General features: G+C 59.1%; 22 protein-coding genes. 15 read left to right on the top strand and 7 right to left on the bottom strand.

Annotation, left to right across the window (positions count from 1 at the left end):
• Positions 1-40: 40 nt before the first annotated feature.
• The 3 genes from G3M63_RS01780 to G3M63_RS01790 are packed head-to-tail and all read right to left on the bottom strand — an operon-like array spanning position 41 to position 2,522.
• Complete coding sequence (locus tag G3M63_RS01780) at positions 41-829, bottom strand: DnaJ domain-containing protein (RefSeq protein ID WP_150300203.1); 789 nt, start codon at positions 827-829, stop codon at positions 41-43.
• Positions 830-831: 2 nt separating this feature from the next.
• Positions 832-1,500, bottom strand: coding sequence for an N-acetylmuramate alpha-1-phosphate uridylyltransferase MurU (murU, locus tag G3M63_RS01785; RefSeq protein ID WP_150300202.1), 669 nt, complete (start codon positions 1,498-1,500; stop codon positions 832-834).
• Positions 1,497-2,522 carry an aminoglycoside phosphotransferase family protein gene (locus tag G3M63_RS01790; RefSeq protein WP_371923566.1) on the bottom strand — a complete coding sequence of 342 codons (1,026 nt, stop codon included), beginning with the start codon at positions 2,520-2,522 and terminating at the stop codon, positions 1,497-1,499. The genes murU and G3M63_RS01790 overlap by 4 nt, the downstream gene beginning before the upstream one ends.
• Before the next feature lie 140 nt (positions 2,523-2,662).
• Between G3M63_RS01790 and G3M63_RS01795 the strand changes: the two genes are divergently transcribed.
• The 11 genes from G3M63_RS01795 to G3M63_RS01845 all read left to right on the top strand — a co-directional run bounded on the left by G3M63_RS01795 (position 2,663) and on the right by G3M63_RS01845 (position 16,549).
• Positions 2,663-5,326 carry an LPS-assembly protein LptD gene (locus tag G3M63_RS01795; protein WP_150300200.1) on the top strand — a complete coding sequence of 888 codons (2,664 nt, stop codon included), beginning with the start codon at positions 2,663-2,665 and terminating at the stop codon, positions 5,324-5,326.
• Positions 5,316-6,605 carry a peptidylprolyl isomerase gene (locus G3M63_RS01800; protein WP_150300199.1) on the top strand — a complete coding sequence of 430 codons (1,290 nt, stop codon included), beginning with the start codon at positions 5,316-5,318 and terminating at the stop codon, positions 6,603-6,605. Before G3M63_RS01795 ends, G3M63_RS01800 begins: the two co-directional genes overlap by 11 nt.
• The gene (pdxA, locus tag G3M63_RS01805; protein WP_150300198.1) at positions 6,605-7,591 is read left to right on the top strand and encodes a 4-hydroxythreonine-4-phosphate dehydrogenase PdxA; all 987 of its coding nucleotides are present in this window, start codon (positions 6,605-6,607) and stop codon (positions 7,589-7,591) included. The genes G3M63_RS01800 and pdxA overlap by 1 nt, the downstream gene beginning before the upstream one ends.
• A gap of 2 nt (positions 7,592-7,593) precedes the next feature.
• Positions 7,594-8,403 carry a 16S rRNA (adenine(1518)-N(6)/adenine(1519)-N(6))-dimethyltransferase RsmA gene (gene rsmA / locus G3M63_RS01810; RefSeq protein ID WP_163981712.1) on the top strand — a complete coding sequence of 270 codons (810 nt, stop codon included), beginning with the start codon at positions 7,594-7,596 and terminating at the stop codon, positions 8,401-8,403.
• Positions 8,400-8,783: a Co2+/Mg2+ efflux protein ApaG gene (apaG, locus tag G3M63_RS01815; RefSeq protein WP_150300196.1), complete on the top strand. Its 384-nt coding sequence runs from the start codon at positions 8,400-8,402 to the stop codon at positions 8,781-8,783. The genes rsmA and apaG overlap by 4 nt, the downstream gene beginning before the upstream one ends.
• 14 nt (positions 8,784-8,797) lie before the next feature.
• The gene (locus G3M63_RS01820) at positions 8,798-9,619 is read left to right on the top strand and encodes a symmetrical bis(5'-nucleosyl)-tetraphosphatase (RefSeq protein ID WP_150300195.1); all 822 of its coding nucleotides are present in this window, start codon (positions 8,798-8,800) and stop codon (positions 9,617-9,619) included.
• Positions 9,612-9,938 (top strand): thiosulfate sulfurtransferase GlpE, encoded by a 327-nt coding sequence (gene glpE, locus G3M63_RS01825; RefSeq protein ID WP_150300194.1) that lies wholly within the window; start codon positions 9,612-9,614, stop codon positions 9,936-9,938. The genes G3M63_RS01820 and glpE overlap by 8 nt, the downstream gene beginning before the upstream one ends.
• Positions 9,939-10,242: 304 nt before the next feature.
• On the top strand, positions 10,243-12,165 hold the full coding sequence (locus G3M63_RS01830; RefSeq protein ID WP_150300193.1) for a PrkA family serine protein kinase: 1,923 nt from the start codon (positions 10,243-10,245) through the stop codon (positions 12,163-12,165).
• A 126-nt stretch (positions 12,166-12,291) separates the two neighbouring features.
• On the top strand, positions 12,292-13,560 hold the full coding sequence (locus G3M63_RS01835) for a YeaH/YhbH family protein (RefSeq protein WP_150300192.1): 1,269 nt from the start codon (positions 12,292-12,294) through the stop codon (positions 13,558-13,560).
• Complete coding sequence (locus tag G3M63_RS01840) at positions 13,557-15,110, top strand: SpoVR family protein (RefSeq protein ID WP_150300191.1); 1,554 nt, start codon at positions 13,557-13,559, stop codon at positions 15,108-15,110. Before G3M63_RS01835 ends, G3M63_RS01840 begins: the two co-directional genes overlap by 4 nt.
• A 233-nt stretch (positions 15,111-15,343) precedes the next feature.
• Positions 15,344-16,549, top strand: a complete 1,206-nt coding sequence (locus tag G3M63_RS01845; protein ID WP_163981713.1) for a multifunctional CCA addition/repair protein — start codon at positions 15,344-15,346, stop codon at positions 16,547-16,549.
• A 10-nt stretch (positions 16,550-16,559) separates the two neighbouring features.
• Here G3M63_RS01845 and folK read toward each other — a convergent pair whose 3' ends face one another.
• Both folK and folB read right to left on the bottom strand, forming a co-directional pair.
• A complete protein-coding gene (gene folK, locus G3M63_RS01850; RefSeq protein WP_150300189.1) occupies positions 16,560-17,108 on the bottom strand; it encodes a 2-amino-4-hydroxy-6-hydroxymethyldihydropteridine diphosphokinase in 549 nt (182 codons plus the stop codon).
• Entirely contained in the window at positions 17,102-17,461 is a 360-nt protein-coding gene (gene folB, locus G3M63_RS01855) for a dihydroneopterin aldolase (protein ID WP_163981714.1), read from the bottom strand. Before folB ends, folK begins: the two co-directional genes overlap by 7 nt.
• Positions 17,462-17,511: 50 nt before the next feature.
• On the opposite strand from folB, the gene plsY reads away from it, so the two are divergent.
• A complete protein-coding gene (gene plsY / locus G3M63_RS01860) occupies positions 17,512-18,096 on the top strand; it encodes a glycerol-3-phosphate 1-O-acyltransferase PlsY (RefSeq protein WP_163981715.1) in 585 nt (194 codons plus the stop codon).
• A gap of 342 nt (positions 18,097-18,438) precedes the next feature.
• Here plsY and tsaD read toward each other — a convergent pair whose 3' ends face one another.
• Together tsaD and G3M63_RS01870 are read right to left on the bottom strand one after the other, a co-directional pair.
• Positions 18,439-19,464: a tRNA (adenosine(37)-N6)-threonylcarbamoyltransferase complex transferase subunit TsaD gene (tsaD, locus tag G3M63_RS01865; protein ID WP_150300186.1), complete on the bottom strand. Its 1,026-nt coding sequence runs from the start codon at positions 19,462-19,464 to the stop codon at positions 18,439-18,441.
• A 90-nt stretch (positions 19,465-19,554) separates the two neighbouring features.
• Complete coding sequence (locus G3M63_RS01870) at positions 19,555-20,511, bottom strand: DegV family protein (protein WP_163981716.1); 957 nt, start codon at positions 20,509-20,511, stop codon at positions 19,555-19,557.
• A 288-nt stretch (positions 20,512-20,799) separates the two neighbouring features.
• Here G3M63_RS01870 and rpsU point away from each other — a divergent pair, with 288 nt between their 5' ends.
• The 3 genes from rpsU (at position 20,800) to rpoD (ending at position 25,029) form a co-directional block, all read left to right on the top strand.
• The gene (rpsU, locus tag G3M63_RS01875) at positions 20,800-21,015 is read left to right on the top strand and encodes a 30S ribosomal protein S21 (RefSeq protein ID WP_150300184.1); all 216 of its coding nucleotides are present in this window, start codon (positions 20,800-20,802) and stop codon (positions 21,013-21,015) included.
• Between the two features lie 221 nt (positions 21,016-21,236).
• Positions 21,237-23,090 (top strand): DNA primase, encoded by a 1,854-nt coding sequence (dnaG, locus tag G3M63_RS01880; protein ID WP_163981717.1) that lies wholly within the window; start codon positions 21,237-21,239, stop codon positions 23,088-23,090.
• Between the two features lie 85 nt (positions 23,091-23,175).
• Positions 23,176-25,029, top strand: coding sequence for an RNA polymerase sigma factor RpoD (gene rpoD / locus G3M63_RS01885; protein WP_163981718.1), 1,854 nt, complete (start codon positions 23,176-23,178; stop codon positions 25,027-25,029).
• The last annotated feature ends 63 nt before the right edge of the window (positions 25,030-25,092 follow it).

Genomic DNA, 25,092 nt, shown 5'->3' on the forward strand with positions numbered 1-25,092 from the left:
GCGGTCAGTTTTCATTTCGTGCAGCCGCTAGTGCCGCACATCAACGAAAATCACGGTGCCGTTTAAGCCGTTCGTAGGCTTGCTGAATGGCATGCATGCGCTCGCCAGCGGTGGCCAGTTCCTGCTGGCTCGCACCGATGAGCTTGTCCGGATGGTGTTTGCTGATCAGCCGGCGGTAGGCGCGCTTGATGGCGTCAGGCCGAGCGTCCGCATCGATCCCGAGCACACTTGCCGCCTCGTTCACCAAGTGTTGGGTAGAGACCGGCGCGCGCCGTGTGGTGTCGCTACCGCTGCGAGCCCGGTGGCGTTGATGCATCCGCTGCTGTTCTGGCCGGCTAAGCCTTGCCCGCTGCGCCCAGCCGTCCAGCAAGCGGGCAGAGGCAGGCCCCAGCGAACCGGAAAGGAGTGCCATACGCCAGCAGCAATCCATCAAATCAGCAGCGCGCGCCGGCTCGGCTTCACAGAGGCGCTCTATCATTCGATCAATCTTGATTCGCGGATCCTTGCCCCGATTGAATGCCTTCATCGCCTGCACGCGACCCGCATCCGATAACCGAAACTGCGACATGATTTCGCGCGCGAGCTGCAGATGCGCCGGCTGAACCTGCCCCTCGGCCTTGGCTAGCCTGCCCAGACTGATGAACAACACCTCTTCAAAGGTGTGCTGACGGCTTGCCGCTCGGCTCAGACGCTGCGGTAGCTCGCTCCAGCTTTGCAGGGCAAGATGGCGATCCAGCGCATGTCCCAGCACCGCGCCAAGAATGCAGCCCGGCGCGCCGCCTGCGAGTCCGCCCAGGAAGGTTCCCGCTACCGTTACCGGCCACAGCATGGTCAGCGCGCCTGCGCCTGTCGGTCGGCTTCAGCCAACCTTTCCGGCGTGCCGACATCAATCCAGACGCCGGAGAAGTACTGCCCGGTCACCCGGCCCTGGTCTGCCGCCTGGCGCAAAAGCGGTGCCAGCGCCGCTGCGCCCGGCTTGAGGCCATCGAACAATGCCGGATGCAATACCGCAATGCCGCTATAGGTCAGCGCGGCTTCGCCGGTCTGGGGGTTGCGGATCTGCCCATCAGCCAGAACGAAGTCGCCCTGAACCTTGTGCGCAGGGTTATTCACCAGGACCAGATGCGCCAGACTATCGCGGTCTTCACGCATGCCGGAAAAGTCGAAATCAGTAAAAATATCGCCATTCACCAGCAGGAACGGGGCATCACCCAGCAAGGGTAACGCCTGGAAAATACCGCCTGCAGTTTCCAGCGGTTCGCCTTCGGCTGACCAGTCGATCCGCACGCCGAGATGCTCACCGTTGCCGAACGTTCGCTCCAGTTGCTCGCCCAGCCAGGCATGATTGATTACCAGACGGGTCAGTCCGGCTTTGGCTAGCGCTTCGATATGCCACTGGATCAATGGTTTACCGGCAACAGGCAACAGCGGCTTAGGGGTCGTCAGGGTCAACGGGCGCATCCGCTCACCTTTCCCGGCAGCCAGGATCATCACCTTCATGCATGCAATCCCAGACTGTCCAGCAGCCGGGCCAGAGGCGCAAGACGGGCATCCTGCACGCAGGCTTCACGCAGGTATCGAATAAAGCGCGGCGCATCTTCAAGATAGCGGGCCTTGCCATCGCGATAGCGAATGCGTGCAAAAATGCCCAGTACCTTGAGGTGCCGCTGCACGCCCATCAAGCGCGACTGGTCAAGAAATGCCTCCGGATCGTCAGGGACCGGAACCCCGGCCTCCTTCGCCTGTTGCCAGTATTCGCGCAACCAGGCATCGCGCTCGGCAGCCGGCCAGCTGAAAAACGCGTCGGCAAACAGGCTGGTCGCGTCATAGCTCACCGGGCCGTATAGCGCGTCCTGAAAATCCAGCACACCCGGCTCGCCCGCAGCGGTCATCAGATTGCGCGGCATGTAATCGCGATGCACAAATACCCGGGCTTCATTAAGAATGCTGCCGAGCAGAACCGTGCAGACTTCGTTCCAATCCGCGGACTCCTCCGCCGTCATTGCACGGCCGATATGCTTGCCGACGTACCAGTCCGGAAACAGCGCCAGCTCGCGGCTCAGCACCGCCTCGTCATACTCAGGCAGCACGCCGGGGCGGCTGGTCGCTTGCCAGCGAACCAGCACCGCTATTGCCGCACTGAACAGCCGCTGGCGTTCGGCATCACTGATCCCGGCCTGGATACTTTCCAGGAAGGTATGACTGCCCAGATCTTCCATAAGCAAGAAACCCTGCTGGAGATCCGCTACATATATATGTGGCACGCGTACGCCAGCCTCGGCCAGTAGATCCGCCACCTTGACGAAGGGCGTCGAGTCCTCCCGCTCCGGAGGCGCATCCATGATCACCAGGCTGCGGACGCCATCGCGCCACCTGAAGTAGCGGCGGAAACTGGCGTCGGCGCTCGCGGTAGTGATTTCACCTACCGGAACAGTGCCCCAACTCTGTTCGCGATAGGCTGTTTCCAGCGCCGCAGGCAACCATTGGTGCAGTATCGTCTGTCTTGAATCCATCATTCCCATCCCGAGCGGACGGCGCTGGCTCTGGCGCCGCACAATGCTTTATTATCCACGATCTCTTTACGCAAACGCAGCATGCATGTTGCATTCTTCTCGCACAAGCAGAGCGAGCTCGCACCGACTGGAAGCCCGGAATAATTACAATGGCCTACCGCATACCTCCGTTTCGTTCTTCATTTCCCATGATGCTGGCAAGCGGATTGCTGTTGGCCCAGCCCATGACGAGCCTGGCCAACGATCAGGTGGAATGTCGCGCCAGCACTGACGGTTCGGGATGGAATTGCAATCCTCTGAGCACGCCAGCGACGCTGCCTCCACGCCCCGCACGGAGCGAGCCTCCAAGACCGGTCAAAGCAGATACCCGACCTGTCGACGAGACACTTGCACCGCGGGAAGCGTCCCGAACTCCCCCGCCGCCAGCGCAACCCACTCCCTTCAGCGAGCTGGACTGGGTACCCCGCGAACAGCTTGATGCCGCCCAGCTAGCAGCCATCGCGCCCTATTGCGGCGGCGCTTATATCGAGCCGGAACGCGCCGGACGAGACGATGAAACACCTTTCTCGGACTTGCCAATCCACGCCACCGCCGATACCAGCCGCTTCGAACAAAGCAGCCAGATCGGCGTTCTGCAAGGCGACGTAGTACTGCGCCAGGGCCGACTGCAAGCCCAGTCCAACAGGGCCACCTATGACCGTGGCGAGGATCTGGTGCGCCTGGAGGGCAACGTACGGCTACGCGACCAGGGCGTGTTGATGATCGGCGACGAAGCACAGATGCGCGTCGATACCGGCGAGACGCGCGTCAACCGCGTGCAGTATGTGGTACATGACGCCGCAGCCAGAGGTACCGGGGACAAGGTGATGCGCCGCGACGACGCGGTCATCGTCATGACCAACGGCACCTACACCACTTGCGAGCCCGGCGAGAACACCTGGTCGCTGCACGCCAAGGATATTGAACTGGATCGTGAGGAGGGCTGGGGCGAGGCCAAGCATGTGCGCCTGCATGTCAAGGATGTGCCGGTGTTCTATACGCCCTACTTCAATTTCCCGCTGGATGACCGCCGCAAGACCGGCCTGCTCGCGCCCAGCTATGCAAGCAGTACCGACAACGGCAACGAAGTCACCATTCCCTATTACTTCAACCTGGCCCCGAACTACGACGCAACCCTGTACCCACGCCTGATGTCAAAGCGCGGCGCGTTGATTGAGGGCGAGGCTCGCCATATGAGCCGGGTAAGCCAGAGCCAGCTCAACGCGGCGTTTCTGGACGACAAGGAGTTCGGCGAACAGCGCTGGATGTATCACGTACTGCACGCCCAGTCTTTGACCGACAGATTGTCCGCCCATATCGATACCGCGGACATGAGCGATCCTTATTATTTCCATGATCTGTCCTCGGCGCTGGAGTCGCGCCCGGATGATTATGTGAATCAGCGCGCCTCGATGAATTATGCCGGCGACACCTGGCGCCTGCAGGCGCTGGTACATGGTTATGAGCTATCCACCGTTACTGCCGTCACCCCCTACGAACGCTTGCCGCAGCTGCAACTGGACGGAGGTAACGGGCTGGGTGAGACCGGCTTGAGACTGGACTATAGCGCTCAGTACAGCTATTTCGATCGGGATCTGCGTACCGGCACTGTTATTGACGAGAACGGTTTCGCCATCGGCCAGCCCGATATCGGCCTGAGCGGCTTACAACGGGCCAACGGCCATCGGGTTAACGTGAGCCCGGCGCTGAGTTATCCGCTACGCAACAGCTGGGGTTTCATCATTCCGAAGACGCGGCTGGAATCGACCCACTACGATCTGGAGTTCGATGAGCGTGCAGGCGACGGTTTCGACTACGCCAGCGCCGACCGGACGCCCTCCACTACCGTTCCAGTCAGCAGCCTCGATACCGGCCTGTATTTCGATCGCGACACCAGCTGGTTCGGCAATGACATGCGCCAGACGCTGGAGCCGCGCGCCTTCTACGTTTACGCGCCGTACAGAGAACAGAGCGATCAGCCTCTGTTCGATACCAACGAAACCACGTTCAGCTACAACTCGCTGTATCGCGATGACCGCTTCAGTGGACGCGACCGGACTGGCGATGCCAATCAGGTCACACTGGGCGCAACCAGCCGCTTCCTCGATGACGCTGGCCGCGAGCGCATGCGCGGCAGCCTGGGCCAGATCTTCTATCTGAATGATCGCCGGGTGCAGCTAACCGACGTGACCGGCGAACCCGACCCGCGCGACAGCAATTCCACGTCCGCCTATGCGGCGGAATTCATGTACCAGATGCATGATGACTGGCGCCTGAGCAGCAACCTGCTGTGGGATCCGGATGACAGCGACAGCAATGCCGGCGACGTGCGCGTCAACTATCAGCCCGAGCCGCGCAAGGCAATCAACGTCGGTTACCGTTTCCGTAATGAGCTGAACACATTCGATACCCGCACCGGCGCCTATCGAAGTGATCTGAATAACAAGATCGACCAGTCAGACCTTTCCTTCATGTGGCCGCTCAGTCAACAATGGAGCGTTATCGGCCGCTGGCAGCACGATTTCGTCGAAGACCGAACCCTCGAAGCCATGGGCGGTCTGGAATACGACAGCTGCTGCTGGAAACTCCGCATCGTCAACCGCTACTGGGTCGATTACGACGAGTATGAATCGCTCGCCGACGACGAACCCAATCGCGGTATCTTCCTGCAAGTGGTCCTCAAGGGACTTGGCAGTGTCACCGGCAACCGTGTAGAAACCCTTCTCTCGGAAGGAATCCCAGGTTACAGAGAGCGTGAAAATAATGCCCTTTAAGTTATACACAGCAGTAATCGGCCTGTGTGCCGGTTTGTTTTTCAGCTCGAGCGCAGCGGCACAGGTAGTGCCGCTGGACCGGGTAGCAGCAATCGTGGATAACGATGTCGTCATGCTCAGCCAGGTGGAAGAGCGGATGGGCGCGGTACGTCAGCAACTTGACGAGCGTGATGCACAATTGCCGCCCGAAGACACACTGAAGCGTCAGGTGCTGGACCGACTGATTCTCGAAAGCATCCAGCTGCAGATGGGTGAGCGCGCCGGTATCCGAATCGACGACGCCAGCCTGAACCAGACCATGCAGCAGCTGGCCCAGCGTAACGGCGTGTCGCTTGAACAATTCCGCGCCGCGCTGGAGCGCGACGGCATCAGTTACCAGCAGGCACGCGAACAGATCCGCCGGGAGATGATCATCAATCGGGTGCGTCAGCGTCGGGTGGCCGAACGCATTCAGGTGTCCGATCAGGAAGTGCGCAACTTCCTCAGCTCCGAAGTGGGTCAGTACCAGACCTCCGCGGACTATCGCCTGGCGATGATCGTGCTGCCGGTATCTGAATCCGCCAGCGAATCGGAAGTCCGGGCGAAAGCTGAACTGGCCAACGAGCTGTATGACGAATTGCGCGCCGGTGCCGATTTCACCACGCTGGCGGTCAGCCGCTCGGGCGGAGACACGGCGCTGGAAGGCGGCGAACTTGGCTGGCGCAAGGCTGCGCAACTACCGCGCCCCTTTGCCCAGGCGGTCGGCCAGCTGGAAGTCGGCGAGATCACACAGCCGCTGCGCTCGCCTAGCGGCTTTCATATCCTGAAGCTGCTTGAGCAACGCGGCGGCGAAGGCCAGGTAGTGGATGAATACAACGTCCGCCATATCCTGATCAAACCAAGCGAAATCCGTACTGAAGGCGAGGCCGCGCAACTGGCTCAGCGTCTGTACGAACGCGTCCAGGCCGGCGAATCCTTTGCCAACCTGGCTCGCTCCTTCTCGGAAGATCCCGGATCAGCACTCAACGGTGGTTCGCTGAACTGGGTGACCGCCGATGCCATGGTGCCGGAATTCGGTGAGGTAATGACCCGCACACCAGTCAATCAGGTCTCCCAGCCGTTCGAGAGCCAGTTCGGCTGGCATATTCTGGAAGTGCTCGACAAGCGCAGCGTCGACATGACGCAGGACATGCGTAAGCAGCAGGCTGCGAACATGTTGCGCAACCGCAAGTTCGAGGAAGAACTGCAGACCTGGCTGCTCGAAATTCGCGACGAAGCTTACGTTGAGACAAAGATCTAGTGGCGGTTAACGCCATTGCAATCACCTCGGGCGAACCCGCCGGTATCGGGCCGGATCTATGTCTGATGCTGGCCGCACTTCCCTGCCCGCATCAACGCGTGGTGATAGGCGATGCCCGGCTGCTGGAAGAACGTGCGCGACAGCTCGGATTGACGGTTACCTTGAGTGCCTTCGATCCGTCGCAGACAGCCCGGCCCCAGGCAGCCGGAGAGCTAAGCGTGCTGTCGGTTCCGCTTGACGCACCCTGTCGCCCGGGAGAACTGAACAAGGCCAACGGCGCTTACGTGCTGGAAACGTTGCGCCAGGCCGGCCAGGGCTGTCTCGATGGTCGGTTTGCAGCGGTCGTTACCGCTCCCGTGCACAAGGGCGTGATCAACGAAGCCGGCGTGGCGTTCTCGGGTCATACCGAATTTTTCGCCGAGCTGACCGGCACCGATCAGGTGGTCATGATGTTGGCCTGTCCGGGCCTGCGCGTGGCACTCGCGACAACACACCTGCCGCTGCGCGCCGTGGCCGATGCGATAACAGGCCCCCTGCTCGACCGCGTCATACGCATACTCGATGCGGATCTACGCAACAAGTTCGGCATCGACAACCCACGAATACTGGTGTGCGGGCTCAATCCGCATGCTGGCGAAGGCGGCCATCTCGGCCGGGAGGAGCTCGACGTGATCATCCCGGCGCTCGATACACTGCGCCGAGACGGCATTCAGCTCGAGGGCCCATTGCCCGCCGATACGCTGTTCACACCAAAATATCTCGACCATGCTGATGCAGTACTGTCGATGTTCCACGACCAGGGGTTGCCGGTGCTCAAGCACAAAGGATTCGGCCAGGCAGTGAATATCACCCTGGGCCTCCCTATCATTCGCACCTCGGTGGACCATGGCACAGCGCTTGACCTCGCCGGCACCGGGCGCGCCGACCCCGGCAGCCTGCATGTTGCGCTGGACACCGCCATCAGCATGATCGAAGCCAGAGGATAAGCATGAGTCAGTTCGCACCACACCGGGCGCGCAAGCGCTTTGGTCAGAATTTCCTGCACGATCCGGGCGTCATCAACCGTATCCACCGTGCTATCGCGCCGCGTGCCGGCCAACACCTGGTCGAAATCGGGCCGGGTCAGGGCGCGCTGACCGAAGGCCTGGTCGATAGTGGCGCCAGGCTGGATGTCGTCGAGCTGGACCACGACCTGCATCCAATCCTTCAGGCCCGCTTCGGTCATCAACCGTTATTCCAGCTGCACAAGGGCGACGCGCTGAAGTTCGATTTCAGCCAGCTTACGGCGAATGGCGTAAAGCTGCGCGTAGTGGGCAACTTGCCCTACAACATCTCCACACCGCTGATGTTTCACCTGCTCAGCCAGTCTGAATGCATTGCTGATATGCATTTCATGCTGCAGAAGGAAGTGGTGCAACGGCTGGCTGCCGGCGCCGGCATGAACCATTACGGCCGTCTCGGCATCATGGTGCAGTATCACTGCCAGGTCGAACACCTGTTTGATGTTGGTCCTGGCGCGTTCAGCCCGGCGCCCAAAGTGGATTCAGCCATCGTCCGACTGACGCCCCATACGCAGTTGCCCCATCCGGCGGATGATCCCAAGCTGCTCGAACTGGTGGTACGCGAAGCCTTCAACCAGCGACGCAAAACACTACGCAATACACTGAAACCGCTACTGGATGCCGACAGCATCGCTGAAGAAGGACTGGATCCGACGACCCGTCCCGAGCAGGTGGACCTGGCCGGATTTGTTCGACTGGCCAATCGTCTGGCACGCCAGCAAAAGGATCTGACATGAACGCTTCACCTACCCATGCCATCACCGTCAAGGTGGAAACACGCTATCTGCGCGAACAGTCCGACCCCAGTGCCAGCCGGTATGCCTTCGCCTACACTGTCAATATCCATAACGAGGGCGCCGTTACGGCGCAGCTGATCGACCGGAAATGGATTATCACTGACGGTAACGGCGAGGTTCAGGAAGTCGAAGGGCCAGGCGTGGTCGGTGAGCAACCGGTGCTGGAGCCCGGCGCAAGCCACACATACAGCAGCGGCTGCCTGTTACCCACGCCCGTTGGCACCATGCAGGGCAGCTACGGCATGCGCGCCGAAGATCAGCACGAATTCCGCGCCGAGATACCACTATTTCGCCTGGCACAACCCAACGCTTTGAATTGACGTAAGGCTACGGCATGACTACCTACGCAGTCGGAGACATCCACGGTTGCCTGAAGCAACTGAAATGTCTCCTTGAACGAGTGGACTTCAATCCGTCGCGTGACGTGCTCTGGTCAGTTGGCGATCTGGTCAACCGCGGCCCACAATCCCTGGATACCTTGCGTTTCCTGGACGGCCTGGGGAATGCCTGCGTTGCTGTGCTGGGCAATCATGATCTGCATCTGCTGGCTGCCTCGCGTGACGCTAGCCGCTTGCGCAAATCCGATACGCTGTTGCCCATACTCAAGGCCGCCGACCGTACGACCCTGCTCGGTAATCTGCGGCAGCGCCCGCTGGCCTATTATGACGACTCGCTGAAATATGCGATGACGCACGCCGGGATTCCGCCTATCTGGACAGTCGCCGAGACCCTCGAGCGCGCCGCCGAAGTTGAGGCTGTATTGCGCTCCGGCACGCTACTGCCTGGCTTTCTGGATCAGATGTACGGCAATACGCCGGTACGCTGGTCGGCAGACCTACAAGGAGTCGACCGGCTGCGCGTGATCACCAATTACCTGACGCGCATGCGGTTTTGCAAAGCGGACGGCACCCTGGAGCTCAAGTCCAAGGAAGCCATTGGCAGCGCACCCACCGGCTTTGCTCCCTGGTTCAGCTTCCCGCGGCCTGATCCGCAGATCCGCCTGATCTTTGGACATTGGGCGGCGCTGGAGGGCAAGGTGAACGTCACCGACATCCACGGACTGGACAGCGGGTGCGTATGGGGCAACAGCATGACGCTGATGAACCTGAACACAGGCGAACGTTACGAATGTGACTGCGGAGATGAACATGACTGATTTCAAACGCATAGGCCCGGATGACGCAGCCAGGCTCATGGAACAGGGTGCCAACGTGGTAGATATCCGCGACGAGCAATCCTTTGCCAATGGGCATATGCCGTCTGCGACCCGCCTGGACAATACCAATCTACCGCAGTATCTGGCCGCCACGGACCACAGCAAGCCGCTGGTAATCTGCTGCTACCACGGCAACTCGAGCCAGTCCGCTGCGGCGTACCTGGCCAGCGCCGGCTTCGCCGAGGTGTATAGCCTGGACGGCGGCTTCGAACTGTGGCATCGCCAATATCCCGATCAGTACGAACGCGACGACGACTGACGCGCAAAAAATACCTTGCCATAAACTTTTTTTCATTTCCCCCCTGCCACTCTTCCATAAAACAACTATCCTGAAATCAAGGCGAATTATTAAGTGAAGGCCGGTCTGCCGGCTTCCGATAAAAAGGGAGCTGCCGGATCCGGCGCCGGCTCAGCGGCGCCCGGATCTTGCGGCATCCCCAAATGTCCGTTTTGAAGTGGTATGGGGGATTCATGCGTAAAGAAATGCCGTCGCCCTGTACAGCGTCAGGCGGACAGCTGCCCGGAAGCCACAGACCTTATCCAGGCAACAGCGAGGTCGCGCCATGAGCATATTCAGCCACTTTCAGAACCGATACGAGACTACCCGGCAGGAAGAGTATTCCCTTCAGGAATACCTCGATCTATGCAAAGCGGATCCCACGGCGTACGCCTCGGCTGCAGAACGGCTATTGATGGCGATAGGCGAACCTGAGCTTGTCGATACGTCGCTTGACCCTCGATTGTCGCGAATATTCTCCAACAAGATGATCAAGCGCTACCCGGCCTTCGCTGACTTTCACGGCATGGAAGACGCCATCGAGCACATCGTGTCGTTCTTCAAGCATGCGGCCCAGGGCCTGGAAGAAAGGAAACAGATCCTTTACTTGCTGGGCCCGGTGGGCGGCGGCAAATCTTCACTCGCCGAAAAACTCAAGTCGCTGATCCAGCAGGTGCCCTTCTACGCCATCAAGGACTCCCCGGTCTTCGAATCGCCGCTTGGCCTGTTCAGCGCCGAAGAAGACGGTGCGATTCTCGAGGAGGACTATGGCATCCCACGGCGCTATATCAACAGCATCATGTCGCCCTGGGCGGTGAAACGCTTGCACGAATTCAACGGCGATATCAGCCAGTTCAGAGTCGTCAAGCTGTACCCTTCGATTCTGCAACAGATCGCCGTGGCGAAAACCGAACCGGGTGACGAGAACAACCAGGATATTTCCTCGCTGGTGGGCAAGGTGGATATCCGCAAGCTTGAAGAATTTCCGCAAAACGATCCGGACGCTTACAGCTACTCCGGCGCGCTGTGTCGGGCCAACCAGGGGCTGATGGAATTCGTCGAGATGTTCAAGGCACCGATCAAGGTGCTGCATCCGTTGCTCACCGCCACTCAGGAGGGTAACTACAACAGCACTGAAGGCCTGGGCGCGATTCCCTTCAACGGGGTGCTGCTGGCCCACTCCAACGAATCGGAATGGCACACCTTCCGCAACAACAAGAATAACGAGGCCTTCATTGACCGGATCTTTATCGTCAAGGTCCCGTACTGCCTGCGCGTCAGCGATGAGATCCAGATCTATCAGAAGCTGCTTTCGAACAGCTCCCTGGATACAGCACATTGCGCGCCTGACACGCTGAAGATGCTGGCACAGTTCACCGTGCTGTCGCGCCTGAAGGAACCTGAGAACTCGAATATCTATTCGAAGATGCGCATCTATGATGGCGAAAACCTGAAAGATACTGATCCCAAGGCCAAATCCATCCAGGAATACCGCGATGCCGCGGGCGTAGATGAAGGCATGAATGGTTTGTCGACCCGATTCGCCTTCAAGATCCTGTCCCGGGTGTTCAACTACGACCATAGCGAGATTGCGGCCAACCCGGTTCACTTGTTATATGTGCTTGAACAGCAGATCGAACAGGAGCAATTCCCCAACGAGGTCAGCGAGCGCTACCTGCGCTTCCTGAAGGAGTATCTGGCACCGCGCTACGTGGACTTCATCGGCAAGGAAATCCAGACCGCCTATCTCGAGTCCTACAGCGAATATGGGCAGAATATTTTCGATCGCTATGTAATGTACGCCGATTTCTGGATCCAGGATCAGGAATACCGCGATCCGGACACTGGCGAGATCCTTAACCGCGCTGCCTTGAATGAGGAGCTGGAGAAGATCGAGAAACCCGCAGGCATAAGCAACCCGAAGGATTTCAGAAACGAAATCGTCAACTTCGTATTGCGGGCCCGGGCGCACAACAACGGCAAGAACCCGTCGTGGCTGTCCTACGAGAAACTGCGGGTGGTTATCGAGAAGAAGATGTTCTCCAACACCGAAGACCTGCTGCCCGTCATCAGCTTCAACGCCAAGGCATCGACGGAGGATCAGAAGAAGCACAGCGACTTTGTAACGCGCATGGTAGAGCGTGGCTATACAGAGAAGCAGGTTCGCCTGCTGTCGGAATGGTATCTGCGAGTGCGCAAGGCGCAATAGCCCGACAAGGGCTGCGGCTGCAAGCGACAAGCAGTCTGCGTGACCGTAGCAGTACCCGAAGCAGCACGGTCAGCTTCAAGTAAGTCGCTTGCAGCTTGAAGCTGACCCTCCCCCGGAGGGGCTTGAATGAGCTATGTGATCGACCGACGTTTGAATGGCAAGAACAAGAGCACGGTAAACCGTCAACGTTTTCTGCGCCGTTACAAGGCGCACATCAAGAAAGCGGTTGAGCAGGCGGTGGGCCGGCGCTCCATTACCGATATGGAACACGGCGAACAGATCAGCATTCCCGGCCGTGATATCGACGAACCCATTTTTCACCATGGCCAGGGCGGACGCCAGACCCGGGTACACCCGGGCAACCGGGAATTCACTTCCGGCGACCAGATCGCGCGACCTCAAGGCGGCGGCGGTGGAGGTGGCTCGCAGGCCAGCAATAGCGGTGAGGGCGAAGACGATTTCGTCTTTCAGATCACCCAGGAAGAATTCCTCGACTTCATGTTCGAAGATCTGGCGCTGCCCAATCTGATCAAGCGCCATCTGGCTGGAACCGACACCTTCAAACCCGTCCGCGCCGGGATCACCCAACAGGGCAACCCGTCGCGTATCAATATCGTGCGCTCCATGCGCGCAGCTCATGCCCGGCGCATCGCACTCAGCGGCGGCAGTCGTTCCCGGTTGCGTCTGGCAGTACGGGAACTTGAACAGTTGCGCCTTATCCAGCCGGACAATCTTGACGATATCAAGGCACTGGAAGAAGAGATTCAGGTGCTGCGCCGGCGTGTTGCGCGCATTCCATTCCTCGATACGTTCGATCTGCGCTACAACCTGATCACCAAGGTGCCGCACCCCAGCTCCAAGGCTGTGATGTTCTGCCTGATGGACGTCTCCGGCTCCATGACCCAGGCCACCAAGGACCTGGCCAAGCGTTTCTACATCCTGTTATATCTGTTTCTGCAGCGAAATTACGAGCGCATTGAGGTGGTATTCATTCGTCACCACACCAGCGCCAAGGAAGTCGACGAAGAGGAGTTTTTCTACTCGCGCGAAACCGGCGGCACCATCGTCTCCAGCGCGCTGCGCCTGATGCAACAAATCGTTCAGGACCGCTATTCGCCGAATGAATGGAATATCTACTGTGCCCAGGCTTCTGACGGGGACAACTGGAATGACGACTCGCCGATCTGCCGCGATCTGTTGATCAACGAGATCATGCCGGCGATGCAGTACTACTGCTACGTAGAGATTACCCCCCGCGAACATCAGGCGTTGTGGTACGAGTACGAACAGGTCGCTGCGAAGTTCTCGGAAAGCTTCGCCCAGCAACAGATTGTCGGTGCCGGTGATATCTATCCGGTGTTCCGCAATCTGTTTCAGAAGAGGATGGCCTCATGAACCGGCAACCGATTTCAACCGGCTCGGAATGGACCTTCGACCTGATCCGTGAATATGACAGGGAGATCGGCCGCATCGCGCATGACATCTACGGCCTGGACACCTACCCGAACCAGATCGAGGTCATCACCGCAGAGCAGATGATGGATGCCTACGCCTCGGTAGGCATGCCGCTGGGCTACCACCACTGGTCCTACGGCAAGCACTTCCTGCACACAGAGAAAAACTACACCCGAGGCCAGATGGGCCTGGCCTACGAGATCGTGATCAACTCCGATCCCTGTATTGCCTATCTGATGGAAGAGAACACCATGACCATGCAGGCGCTGGTCATTGCCCACGCCTGCTACGGTCATAACTCCTTTTTCAAGGGCAACTATCTGTTCAAGACCTGGACAGATGCCAGCGCCATTGTCGACTACCTGGTCTTTGCCAAACAGTACATTTCGCGCTGCGAAGAACGTCACGGCATCGACGCGGTGGAAGATCTGCTCGACTCCTGCCATGCCCTGATGAATTATGGGGTTGACCGGTACAAGCGGCCCTATCCGATCTCCGCTGAGGAAGAACGCCGGCGTCAGATTGAGCGCGAAGAGCATATGCAGCGGCAGGTCAACGATCTGTGGCGGACTATCCCGGTCAATCCGAACCATGCCAGCGAACAGCGCGAAGAGCCACGCTATCCCAGCGAGCCGCAGGAAAATCTGCTGTATTTCATTGAAAAGAACGCGCCCTTGCTTGAGCCCTGGCAGCGTGAAGTCATTCGTATCGTGCGTAAGATCGCACAGTACTTCTATCCCCAGCGCCAGACCCAGGTAATGAATGAAGGGTGGGCCACCTTCTGGCACTACACCCTGCTCAATCATATGTATGACGAAGGCAAGGTCACCGATGGCTTCATGATCGAGTTCCTGCAATCGCATACCAGTGTCATCTACCAGCCGCCCTTTGACAGCAACTGGTACAGCGGCATTAACCCATACACCCTGGGCTTCGCCATGATGCAGGACATTCGCCGCATCTGTGAGGACCCTACAGAAGAAGACCGCCGCTGGTTCCCGGACATTGCCGGCAGTGATTGGCTGGAAACCATCAAGTTCGCCATGCACACCTTCAAGGATGAAAGCTTCATCCTGCAGTTTTTGTCGCCCAAGGTGATCCGTGATCTGAAGCTGTTTGCAGTCGTCGATGATGAAAAGCGAGACTATCTGGAAATTGCCGCGATCCATGACGATGAAGGGTATCGGGTCGTACGCGAATACCTCGCGGCGCAATACAACCTGGGCAATCGCGAGCCGAACATCCAGGTCTGGGAAGTAGACCGGCGCGGAGACCGCTCACTCAGCCTTCGCCACCAGCGACACGAAGGCAAACCGCTTGGTGAGACCACCGACGAAATGCTGCGGCATCTGCACAGGCTGTGGGGTTTCGATATCCATCTGCAAAGTCTCGATGGCGATACCGTGGTCGGCGAAGCGCATATTCCGCCGCGCCCATCCCGGGAAGAGGAACGGATTCCCCGTTTCGATATGAACATTCCACCGATCTGATTGCATCTCTGGGGCTGTCGAGCGCCTCGGGCCGCGGTCGGACTCGACGGCAATTGCATCAGCGACAAACTCAAACCCGGCGTAGCGCAGGCGCGCTACACCCCCAGGGACACCTGCTGCCTCCTGGGGCTGTCGAGCGCCTCGGGCCGCGGGCAATCGTGCCAGCGATAATCTACAACCCAGGCGACGGCCTTTCCCTGGTCTGACCGCCCAAAATGCCTTAGAGTCTGCGCATGAGAAAACACTTCACCAAATATCTGGTGGGCGGGGCCGTGCGTGACCAGTTGCTCGGCAGGCCCGTGACTGAACGCGACTGGGTTGTTGTGGGCGCCACGCCGGAAATGATGCGAGAAGCTGGTTTTCGGCCCGTTGGGCAGGATTTCCCGGTTTTCCTCGAGCCTGGCTCCGGCGAGGAATACGCGCTTGCCCGCACCGAACGCAAGAGCGGCCGCGGCTATGGCGGTTTCATCTTTCATACCAGCCCCGACGTGACCATCGAAGAAGACCTCATACGCCGCGACCTGACAATCAACGCCATGGCTCAGGCTGAAGACGGAGCACTGATTGATCCCTATGGCGGACAAAGGGACCTTGAGGCGCGCGTCCTGCGTCACGTTTCACCGGCATTCGCCGAAGATCCTCTGCGCGTGCTACGCGTGGCGCGATTCGCTGCGCGCTACGCCGGCCTGGGGTTTACCGTGGCCGAGGAAACCCGCGAACTGATGCGACAGCTGGCGACTTCCGGCGAGCTCGAAGCATTAACCGCCGAGCGCAGCTGGAAGGAGATCAGCCGCGCCCTGATGGAACCGTATCCCGAGGTCTTCGTGGAGGTTCTGCGTGCGTGCTGCGCGCTGGAAAAACTTTTCCCTGAACTCGGCGAGCTATTCGACGACCCATTCCCCGAGCCCACCGGGAGCCTGGGCAAGCGGCTGTTGGAACGGCTGCGCATTGCAGCCAATATGGATATGCCGCTCGCCGGTCGCTGGGCCTGCTTGCTGCTTGATGTGAGGAAAGACGCCTCGCCGCAAGACAGCGCGCACGCCCTGGTGAAGCGAGTAAACCAGCGCTGCAAGGCGCCCCGTGACTGCCAGGATCTAGCCCTGCTGGCCTGCGATCATCTTCCATCGATCCATAGCGGTCCCGAGCTGTCGCCAGAAGCGTTGATGCAGCTGTTCAAATCCGTGGATATCTACCGCAGGCCAGAGCGCTTCGAACAGCTGTTGTTAGTTGGTGAAGCGGATGCCAGGGCATTAGCCAGTCCCGCTACTCCGTTTTACCCACAGGCTGAATATCTGCGTTCGGCAGCCGATACGGCACGCCAGGTCAGCATTCAGCCATTGCTCGAGCAGGGATTTCAGGGCGCAGAGCTCGGGGCAGCGCTGGATCGCGAGCGCAGCCGCGCACTGGCTGCTTATCGAGAAGCTTTCGGTAACCCCTGAGGAGACAGGATCAGAGCGCCTGGGAGGGCCGATGCGCCGAAATCAACTCGCCCGGTGTCAGTGCCCGGCCGCACCATTCAAAGGGCACGGGCCACAGCGACTGATCGCCCTGCCAGCCAGCCCATAGCTCGGCGTAGCGCTGAGCGGTGCCGGGAAGAATCGCATGCGGGGCGAGCAGCGCCAACGGCCAGAGCACAAAGGCGTTGCGTGCAGTTTCACGTCGGGGCAACAGAATGCCCTGATGTATCCCGGTCAAACTGCCGTATACCAGAATATCGATATCCAGCGTTACTCGCCCCGGGACATTGGTTTCCCGGCGACCGCACGCGGCCTCGATTGCTTTCAATGCGGCCTGCAGATCGGCGAGCGGCAGGCGCGTCTCGGCGCCGACCACCATATTGAAGAACCGTCGGCCCAGCACCCCTACCGCTTCGCTCTCAAAAACCGGTGACAGATCAAGGGGGCCCAGCAATTGCTCAAGCGCATCCAGACCGCGTGTCAGGTGACGATCACGGTCAAGATTGCTGCCAACGCCCAGGAAGATCGCGGTCATCAAGATTGAGCTCCGCGCTCGATCAGCACACCAACACCGCCGGCCGCCCCCGGCACAGCACCCGGTTTATTGATGCGCAAACGCAACCAGGGTACCGAGAACTCCTGCATGATCAATGCTGCCAACCGTTCTGCCAGCGTCTCGACCAGACCGAAGCTGCTGGCTGAAACATAATCAGTGATGCGCTGGCTTACTGCGGCGTAGTTCAGCGTGGCGCCTAAATCGTCAGTGGCGGCCGCAGGGGCGATATTCCAACCCATATCCAGATCAATAATCAGGCGCTGGCGTATATCGCGCTCCCAATCGTACACGCCGATTACTGCGTCCACGGCCAGGCCGTTGATGAATATCTGGTCCACTGATTACTCCGCTATCGACTACAATCTGGTTTTCGTCATGACTCAGCGCCATGTCCGTCGCACTGCCATTGTTACTTATCGCTGCCTATCTGCTCGGCTCGGTGTCCTTCGCCGTGCTGTTCAGCCGCCTTGGCCATTTGCCTGATCCGCGCCATATCGGATCCGGTAATCCCGGGGCGAGCAATATGCTGCGCCTGGGTAACCGTCCGCTGGCCTTCGCCACCCTGATCTGCGATATCGGCAAGGGCGCTCTTGCCGTTTGGCTGGCAGCTCGCTGCGAACTGGGGCTGTTTGCCCAGGGGCTGATCGGACTGGCAGCCGTTACCGGCCACGTTCTACCCCTCTATCATCAGTTTCGCGGCGGCAAAGGCGTAGCCGCTGCCGCAGGGGTGATGCTGATGCTTTCCTGGCCCGCTGCACTACTTGCCGCAACATTATGGCTGATAACCTTTAGCGTAGAACGCATGGCGTCTCTTGCCTCGTTGGTCGCCAGCATAGGAATGCTGCCCTGGCTCGCCTGGTATGCACCAGAATTGCTCGGCCCGGTCAGCTTGATGGTTGGACTGATATTGCTGCGTCATCGACTCAATATTGGCCGCCTGCTCGACGGCACAGAGAACCGCTTCAAGCGTTAGGGTCTGTTCCCGTTTCATCGCGAGCCGCATTGTTGTGTCAAATGGCGCCAGGCCGGGCGGCGTTCCGCAAAGCGCGGGACGCAGGTAATGGTTGTTCCCTTGGCAAGTTTCGCAACGCCGCATGGCGTCATTTGCCACGCAACCCTTGGGGCGGGGCCCGTTTAGCGCAGCACTGCGTTACTCGTCGCTCATTTGGAACAACCACAAAAACGCCTGGAGCGTTTTTGCGCGTAAGCCCCGAAGGGGTGAAACACATGGATGTGTTGAACAAACTTCTCTCCTCGCGCCTTGTTCTGCGCCAAACGGGCCTCCGTCGCGGCCGCGATGAAACGGGAACAGACCCTAAAGCGGCGGCAGCTGATCCATTGGCCAACGTGCCCGCGCCTCGATACCGCCCTGATCAGACTGCCCAGCCTTCAAACGCTGCCAACCAGCATAGGCGATCATCGCGCCGTTATCCGTACAGAATGCCGGACGGGCATAGAACAGCTCACCTTTGAGGCCAGACGCCATGTGCTGCAAGGAATCGCGCAGATGGCGATTGGCACTGACGCCGCCGGCTATCACCAGACGTTTCAGCCCGGTGCTCTTCAGCGCGCGTCGGCACTTGATGGTCAGGGTGTCCACCACCGCCTGTTCGAAGGCAAGGGCGATATCGCAGCGCGTCTGCTCGGAGTCGTCGCCCTCGCGCACGCCTTTCTGCCATGCATTCAAGGTAGCGGTCTTGAGGCCGCTGAAGCTGAAATCCAGACCCGGCCGATCGGTCATCGGGCGCGGAAACACAAAGCGTCCGGCCTGACCTGTCTGCGCCATCCGAGCGATTTCGGGCCCGCCGGGATACGGCAGACCCATGAGCTTGGCGGTCTTGTCGAAAGCCTCACCCGCTGCGTCGTCCAGGGATTCACCCAGCAGCTGATACTGGCCAATACCGTCCACCCGGACCAGCTGCGTATGACCGCCGGATACCAGCAGAGCGACGAAGGGAAACGCCGGAGGATGCTCTTCCAGCATGGGAGCCAACAGGTGACCTTCCATGTGATGGACTCCAAGCGCGGGCACTCGCCATGCAAAGGCCAGCGCGCGGGCACAGGCGCCACCCACCAACAGAGCGCCGACCAGTCCTGGGCCAGCGGTGTAGGCCACACCGTCAACATCGCCATGGGCAATGCCGGCACGCTCGAATACCTCGCGCATGAGCGGCACCAATCGCTTCACGTGGTCGCGCGATGCCAGCTCCGGCACAACCCCACCGTATACGCGGTGCAGATCGATCTGACTGAACAGAGCGTCAGCCAGCAGCCCACGCTCGCTGTCATACAGCGCAATGCCGGTTTCATCGCAGGAGGTTTCGATACCCAGGACACGCATAAACAACCCAGCCAGAGGAGAATCAGGCGCGCATGATAATCGCCGCGCCCGCCCCAGACCAGCCTTTCCAGCCCAACCGGGCTTACTGTCTCAGCGCATGTCCTCGAAGCGATGCGGCTCGGCAGCCAGCGCCAGGCCCGCGCCGCCAGGCCCTACGTAGATGTTGCTGGTGATATTGGCTGGCGAGGCCAGCAGCGTGACGTCATGCTCCTTGCATGTCTGAATCAGCCGATCGAAGCCCGGCAGGGCGAACATTTCGTGCTCTTCCATTCCGGCGCTGAACACCACATAGGGCGACAAAAGTCCTTGTCGTATGCGTGCGCAGGCATAGTCGATCATGCGCTCGACCGCCGCTTCGAAGCTGCGACCCCGATAAACCGGTCCACCCCCCTCGCCCGACCCCGCGCCCCACAGTAGCGGTGTGATCTTCAAATGCTTGGCCAGGAAAGCCTGAAGCGCAGACACACTTTTATCGCCCCGCTGCCTGCCGCGCTGCCTGATGTACTCGAGATCGCGCGGAATGGCGCAGCCAAAAATGTGCTGGGTAAAATGACTTACCTCTTCACGCAACTGGTTCTTGCCGATCCCCTGATTGATCAGATGAACGGTGTGCGCCGCAAGCAATCCCTGCCCGGAAAAAAAGGTTTTGCTGTTAACTACGCGCATCGAGAACTTGCCGCTAAGCCCAGCGGCCTGCCGGTGCGGCCGATAGCTGGCGATAATCCGGTGCATCGCCGCTATCGCGTTCTGATAGATCTCGCTACGGTCTTCGGCAATGGTTTCAAGGAATGCAAAATCGTACTGATTAACGATTTCGTCCATGAACAGATTGTAGATCTGGTCGACGGTGTAGGCTTCTGTCGTAGCCTGGTGACCCAGTTGCATGGAGCCGCTATCATAGAAGCGCCGGGTGGTCTGGGGATCGTGGTCATCGACGAAGGTGTGGCCGTCGACCTTGACCGTGACCGGAAGAATGAAGATGTTGTTTTCCTTGATAAAGGAATACGGCAATTCGCAAGCCGAATCGACAATCAGACCCACACGCATGGCAACACTCCATTGTTAGCAATAACTGCGTTTGCTCCGCTGACTGTTTTCCATACGCAGCGGCCGTCTCATTCTGGTACAGCCTGACGATACAATACAAGCGTCTCGCCCCCTACAGATTCTTTATGCAAAGCGCCGGGAGCTGGTCCACGCGAAACAAGCCAATCACCCTTTGCTTTTCCCCAATGAAGGCGGTAACATCCGGTCCCCTTGAAATGCATTCGCTGAAGGCAACCGCCAACAGCGTTGTAATGACACTCACAGCACAGTTTCTTAGAAAGGTACGAAATGCCTGCCGTCAAAGTAAAAGAGAACGAACCCTTCGACGTGGCCCTGCGTCGTTTCAAGCGCTCCTGCGAAAAAGCTGGCGTCCTGGCTGAAGTCCGCCGCCGCGAGTTCTATGAGAAGCCTACTACCGAACGCAAGCGCAAAGCCGCAGCTGCCGTCAAGCGTCACGCCAAGAAGTTGCAACGCGAGCACCGCCGTCGCGAGCGTCTGTACTGAGTTTAGCCGCTTGACCTGTCGGGCCTGATCACAGGCCCAGCGAATGTAAGCCATCTGGCGCAGCATTCAACAGGCTGACACTAGAAGCTGAGCACGCATGTCCGGCCATCCAGAGCATGGAGTTGGCTGGATTTTTGCGTTCCCTGCTATAGTGTCTTGCCTCCGGTCAACCACCCGTCGACCGGAGCGCAGCCACTCAGAATCTCGCAAGGCACGCTTGAATGGCCGGGTTGATCCCTCAAGGCTTCATTGACGATTTGCTTGGACGGTCTGATATCGTCGAGGTTGTCGGTTCACGTCTGAAGCTGAAGAAGACCGGCAAGAATTATTCTGCGCTCTGCCCGTTCCATAACGAAAAATCGCCCTCGTTCAGCGTAAGCCCGGACAAGCAGTTCTATTACTGCTTCGGATGCGGCGCCGGCGGCAATGCGGTCAGTTTCATCATGGACTTCGAGCGCCTGGACTTTCCCCAGGCGGTTGAGGAGCTGGCTCGAAATCTCGGCGTCGACGTGCCACGTGAAGAGCGCAACGGGCGTCAACAAACGCCCCGGGCGCCACGCCAGGACAGTCCGCTTTACGCCTTACTTGATCAGGCCGCGGCCTTTTACCGGCAGCAGTTGCGCCAGCATTCGCAACGCCAGCGCGCAGTGACCTATCTGAAAAAACGCGGGCTGTCAGGGCAGATTGCCAAGCTATACGACATCGGCTTCGCCCCGCCCGGCTGGAACAACCTGATGGGTCATCTGGCTACCGACAGCACCGAAGAGAAGGCGCTGATGGAAGCGGGACTGGTGGTTGAAAACGAGAATGGCAAACGCTATGACCGTTTTCGCGATCGCATCACTTTTCCTATTCGCGACAGCCGCGGACGAGTTATCGGTTTCGGCGGACGGGTATTGGGTGACGACAAGCCCAAATACCTGAATTCACCTGAAACGCCGGTATTTCACAAGGGCCGCGAGCTATACGGGTTATATGAAGCCCGTCGGCAGAATCGCCAGCTCGATGACATCCTGGTGGTTGAAGGCTACATGGACGTGATCGCCCTGGCTCAACATGGCATTTCCAATGCCGTGGCGACGCTGGGCACCGCGACCAGCGAGGAGCATCTCAAGCGGCTGTTTCGCATCGTGAACAGCGTGGTGTTCTGTTTTGATGGCGACAATGCCGGACGCCAGGCAGCCTGGCGCGCCCTGACCTGCTGTTTACCGGTCCTCGACGATGGTCGGCACGTGCGCTTCATGTTCCTTCCGGAGGGCCAGGATCCGGATAGCCTGGTACGCAACGAGGGCCAGGATGGCTTTCGTGCACGCATGGCGCAGCAATCTGTGACGCTGACGGATTATCTGTTCCGTCATCTGGCGGAACAAGCCAACCCGGACAGTCTTGAGGGCAAAGCACATCTTGCCAGCCTGGCTTTGCCGCTTATCGAGCAGGTGCCTGGCACGCTGCTTCGGCGATTGCTCAGGCAATCCCTGGAAGCCAGAACCGGCATGGATCTGGATGCATTGCCGGCAGCGCCGCCGGGCACCGACCATCAGGAATTCGAGCCGCAGCCCTCAAGCTCATGGGCCGACCAGCCGATACCTGATCCATCACCGCGCGGCAGCTATCGCAAGCGTTCAGCACCAGCGGCCAGGTCCAATGGTGTTGAAAATCCGCTGCTTAACGCAGCGAGAACACTATTGCATCACCCGCATCTCGCCGGCCTGGTGAATCAGGCCAGCCAGTTTGCAAACGAGGACGAAGATGAAGCTGTTTTGCTTGTGGCATTGGTGGATGCCCTGCAAAAAAATCCAACGCTGACTACAATTCAATTGCTGGCCCGCTGGCATGGGACGGCAATGGGGGATCAGTTGAATCAGCTCGCAGAAAAGGAATGGTTGTTAAATATTCCCAGTGCGAACCTTGAACAACAGTTTTTTGACACCATTAATAACTTGCTGGCACGACAGACCGATCGCCAGATTCAGAAGCTCCTCGACAAGTCGGCGGTTTCGCCGCTCATTCCCGAGGAAAAACAGCAGCTACGAGACCTTCTAAATAGTCGTAAAACGTCGTCTACCGCCAAGTAACAGGTGGCCAAGTGGCGCTGAAGACTGAAATAAAGGTATAATCCGCAGCTTACTTTTTTGCACACCAAGGCATCCAAGGGTTGTTATGTCCGGAAAAGCGCAACAGCAATCCCGTCTCAAAGAGCTCATCGCCCGCGGTCGCGAGCAGGGCTATTTGACCTATGCGGAAGTCAACGACCACCTACCGGAGGATATCGCCGATCCGGAGCAGGTTGAAGACATTATTCGCATGATTAACGACATGGGGATCACGGTTTTCGAGGCCGCACCCGATGCCGATGCCCTGCTCCTGGCAGATAACGACGCCGACGAAGCCGCTGCCGAAGAGGCCGCCGCTGCGCTGGCCGCTGTCGAGAGTGATATAGGCCGAACGACCGATCCAGTACGCATGTACATGCGTGAAATGGGTACGGTGGAACTGCTGACCCGCGAAGGCGAAATCGAAATTGCCAAGCGCATCGAGGAAGGCATCCGCGAGGTCATGGCTGCCATTTCGATGTTCCCTGGCACCGTCGACAGCATTCTTGCCGACTACCATCGCGTAGTCGAGGAAGGCGGACGCCTGACCGACATCTTCAATGGCTATATCGATCCGGACGACGACGGCATGTCCGCGACGGGTGCCGTTGAGGCGCCTGCGCCGGCCGCCAAAGCCAAGACCGACGAAAAGTCTGACGACGACGAAGAAAACGAAGATGACGACACCGCGGAAGAAGAAGGCGATGGCGGCCCGGATCCGGAAGTCGCCCGGCAACGTTTCACCGCCATCGACGATCAGCTGGCCAAGGTCAAGAAAGCGCTGAAAAAGCACGGCCGCGGCAGCCAGGACGTTACCGACGAGCTGGAAGCGCTTGCCGTTCTGTTCATGCCGATCAAGCTGGTGCCCAAGCAGTACGAAGCACTGGTTCGACGCGTCCGCGGCACCCAGGATCAGATCCGCGCCCAGGAACGCGCCATCATGCAGCTCTGCGTGCGTGATGCGCGCATGCCGCGTGCAGATTTCCTGCGCAGTTTCCCTGGCAACGAGACCAACGAACAGTGGGTCGACAGCCTGCTGGCTGACGGCCCGCGTTATGCCGAAGCACTCGAAGCAGTCAAGCCTGACGTCATCCGTACGCAGAAGAAACTCGCTGCGCTGGAAGACGAAGTCGAGCTGAAGCTGTCCGAGGTGAAGGACATCAACCGTCGCATGTCGATCGGTGAAGCCCGTGCTCGTCGCGCCAAGAAGGAAATGGTCGAGGCCAACCTGCGTCTGGTTATCTCGATCGCCAAGAAATATACCAACCGTGGCTTGCAGTTCCTCGACCTCATCCAGGAAGGCAACATCGGCCTGATGAAGGCCGTGGACAAGTTCGAATACCGTCGCGGTTACAAATTCTCGACCTACGCCACCTGGTGGATTCGTCAGGCGATCACCCGGTCTATCGCAGACCAGGCGCGCACCATCCGTATTCCGGTGCACATGATCGAAACCATCAACAAGCTGAACCGCATCTCGCGGCAGATGCTCCAGGAAATGGGCCGCGAGCCTACACCCGAAGAACTGGGCGAACGGATGGAAATGCCTGAGGACAAGATCCGCAAGGTACTGAAGATCGCCAAAGAGCCGATCTCCATGGAAACACCGATCGGCGATGATGAAGACTCTCATCTGGGCGACTTCATCGAAGACGGTGCCATGGAATCACCGATCGACTCAGCGACTGTCGAGAGCCTGAAGGAAGCGACCCGCGACGTCCTCTCCGGACTGACTGCACGGGAAGCCAAGGTTCTGCGCATGCGCTTCGGCATCGACATGAATACCGACCATACGCTGGAAGAGGTCGGCAAGCAGTTCGACGTCACCCGCGAGCGGATCCGGCAGATCGAAGCCAAGGCCCTGCGCAAGTTGCGTCATCCGACGCGCAGCGATCACCTGCGCAGCTTCCTTGACGAATAAGCAACTGCGCTAACGAAAACGCCCGGCTCGCCGGGCGTTTTCCGTTGTGGAACAGGTATTTAA

It is taken from the genome of Pseudomonas sp. OIL-1, assembly GCF_010669185.1.
GTDB lineage: Bacteria > Pseudomonadota > Gammaproteobacteria > Pseudomonadales > Pseudomonadaceae > Halopseudomonas > Halopseudomonas profundi.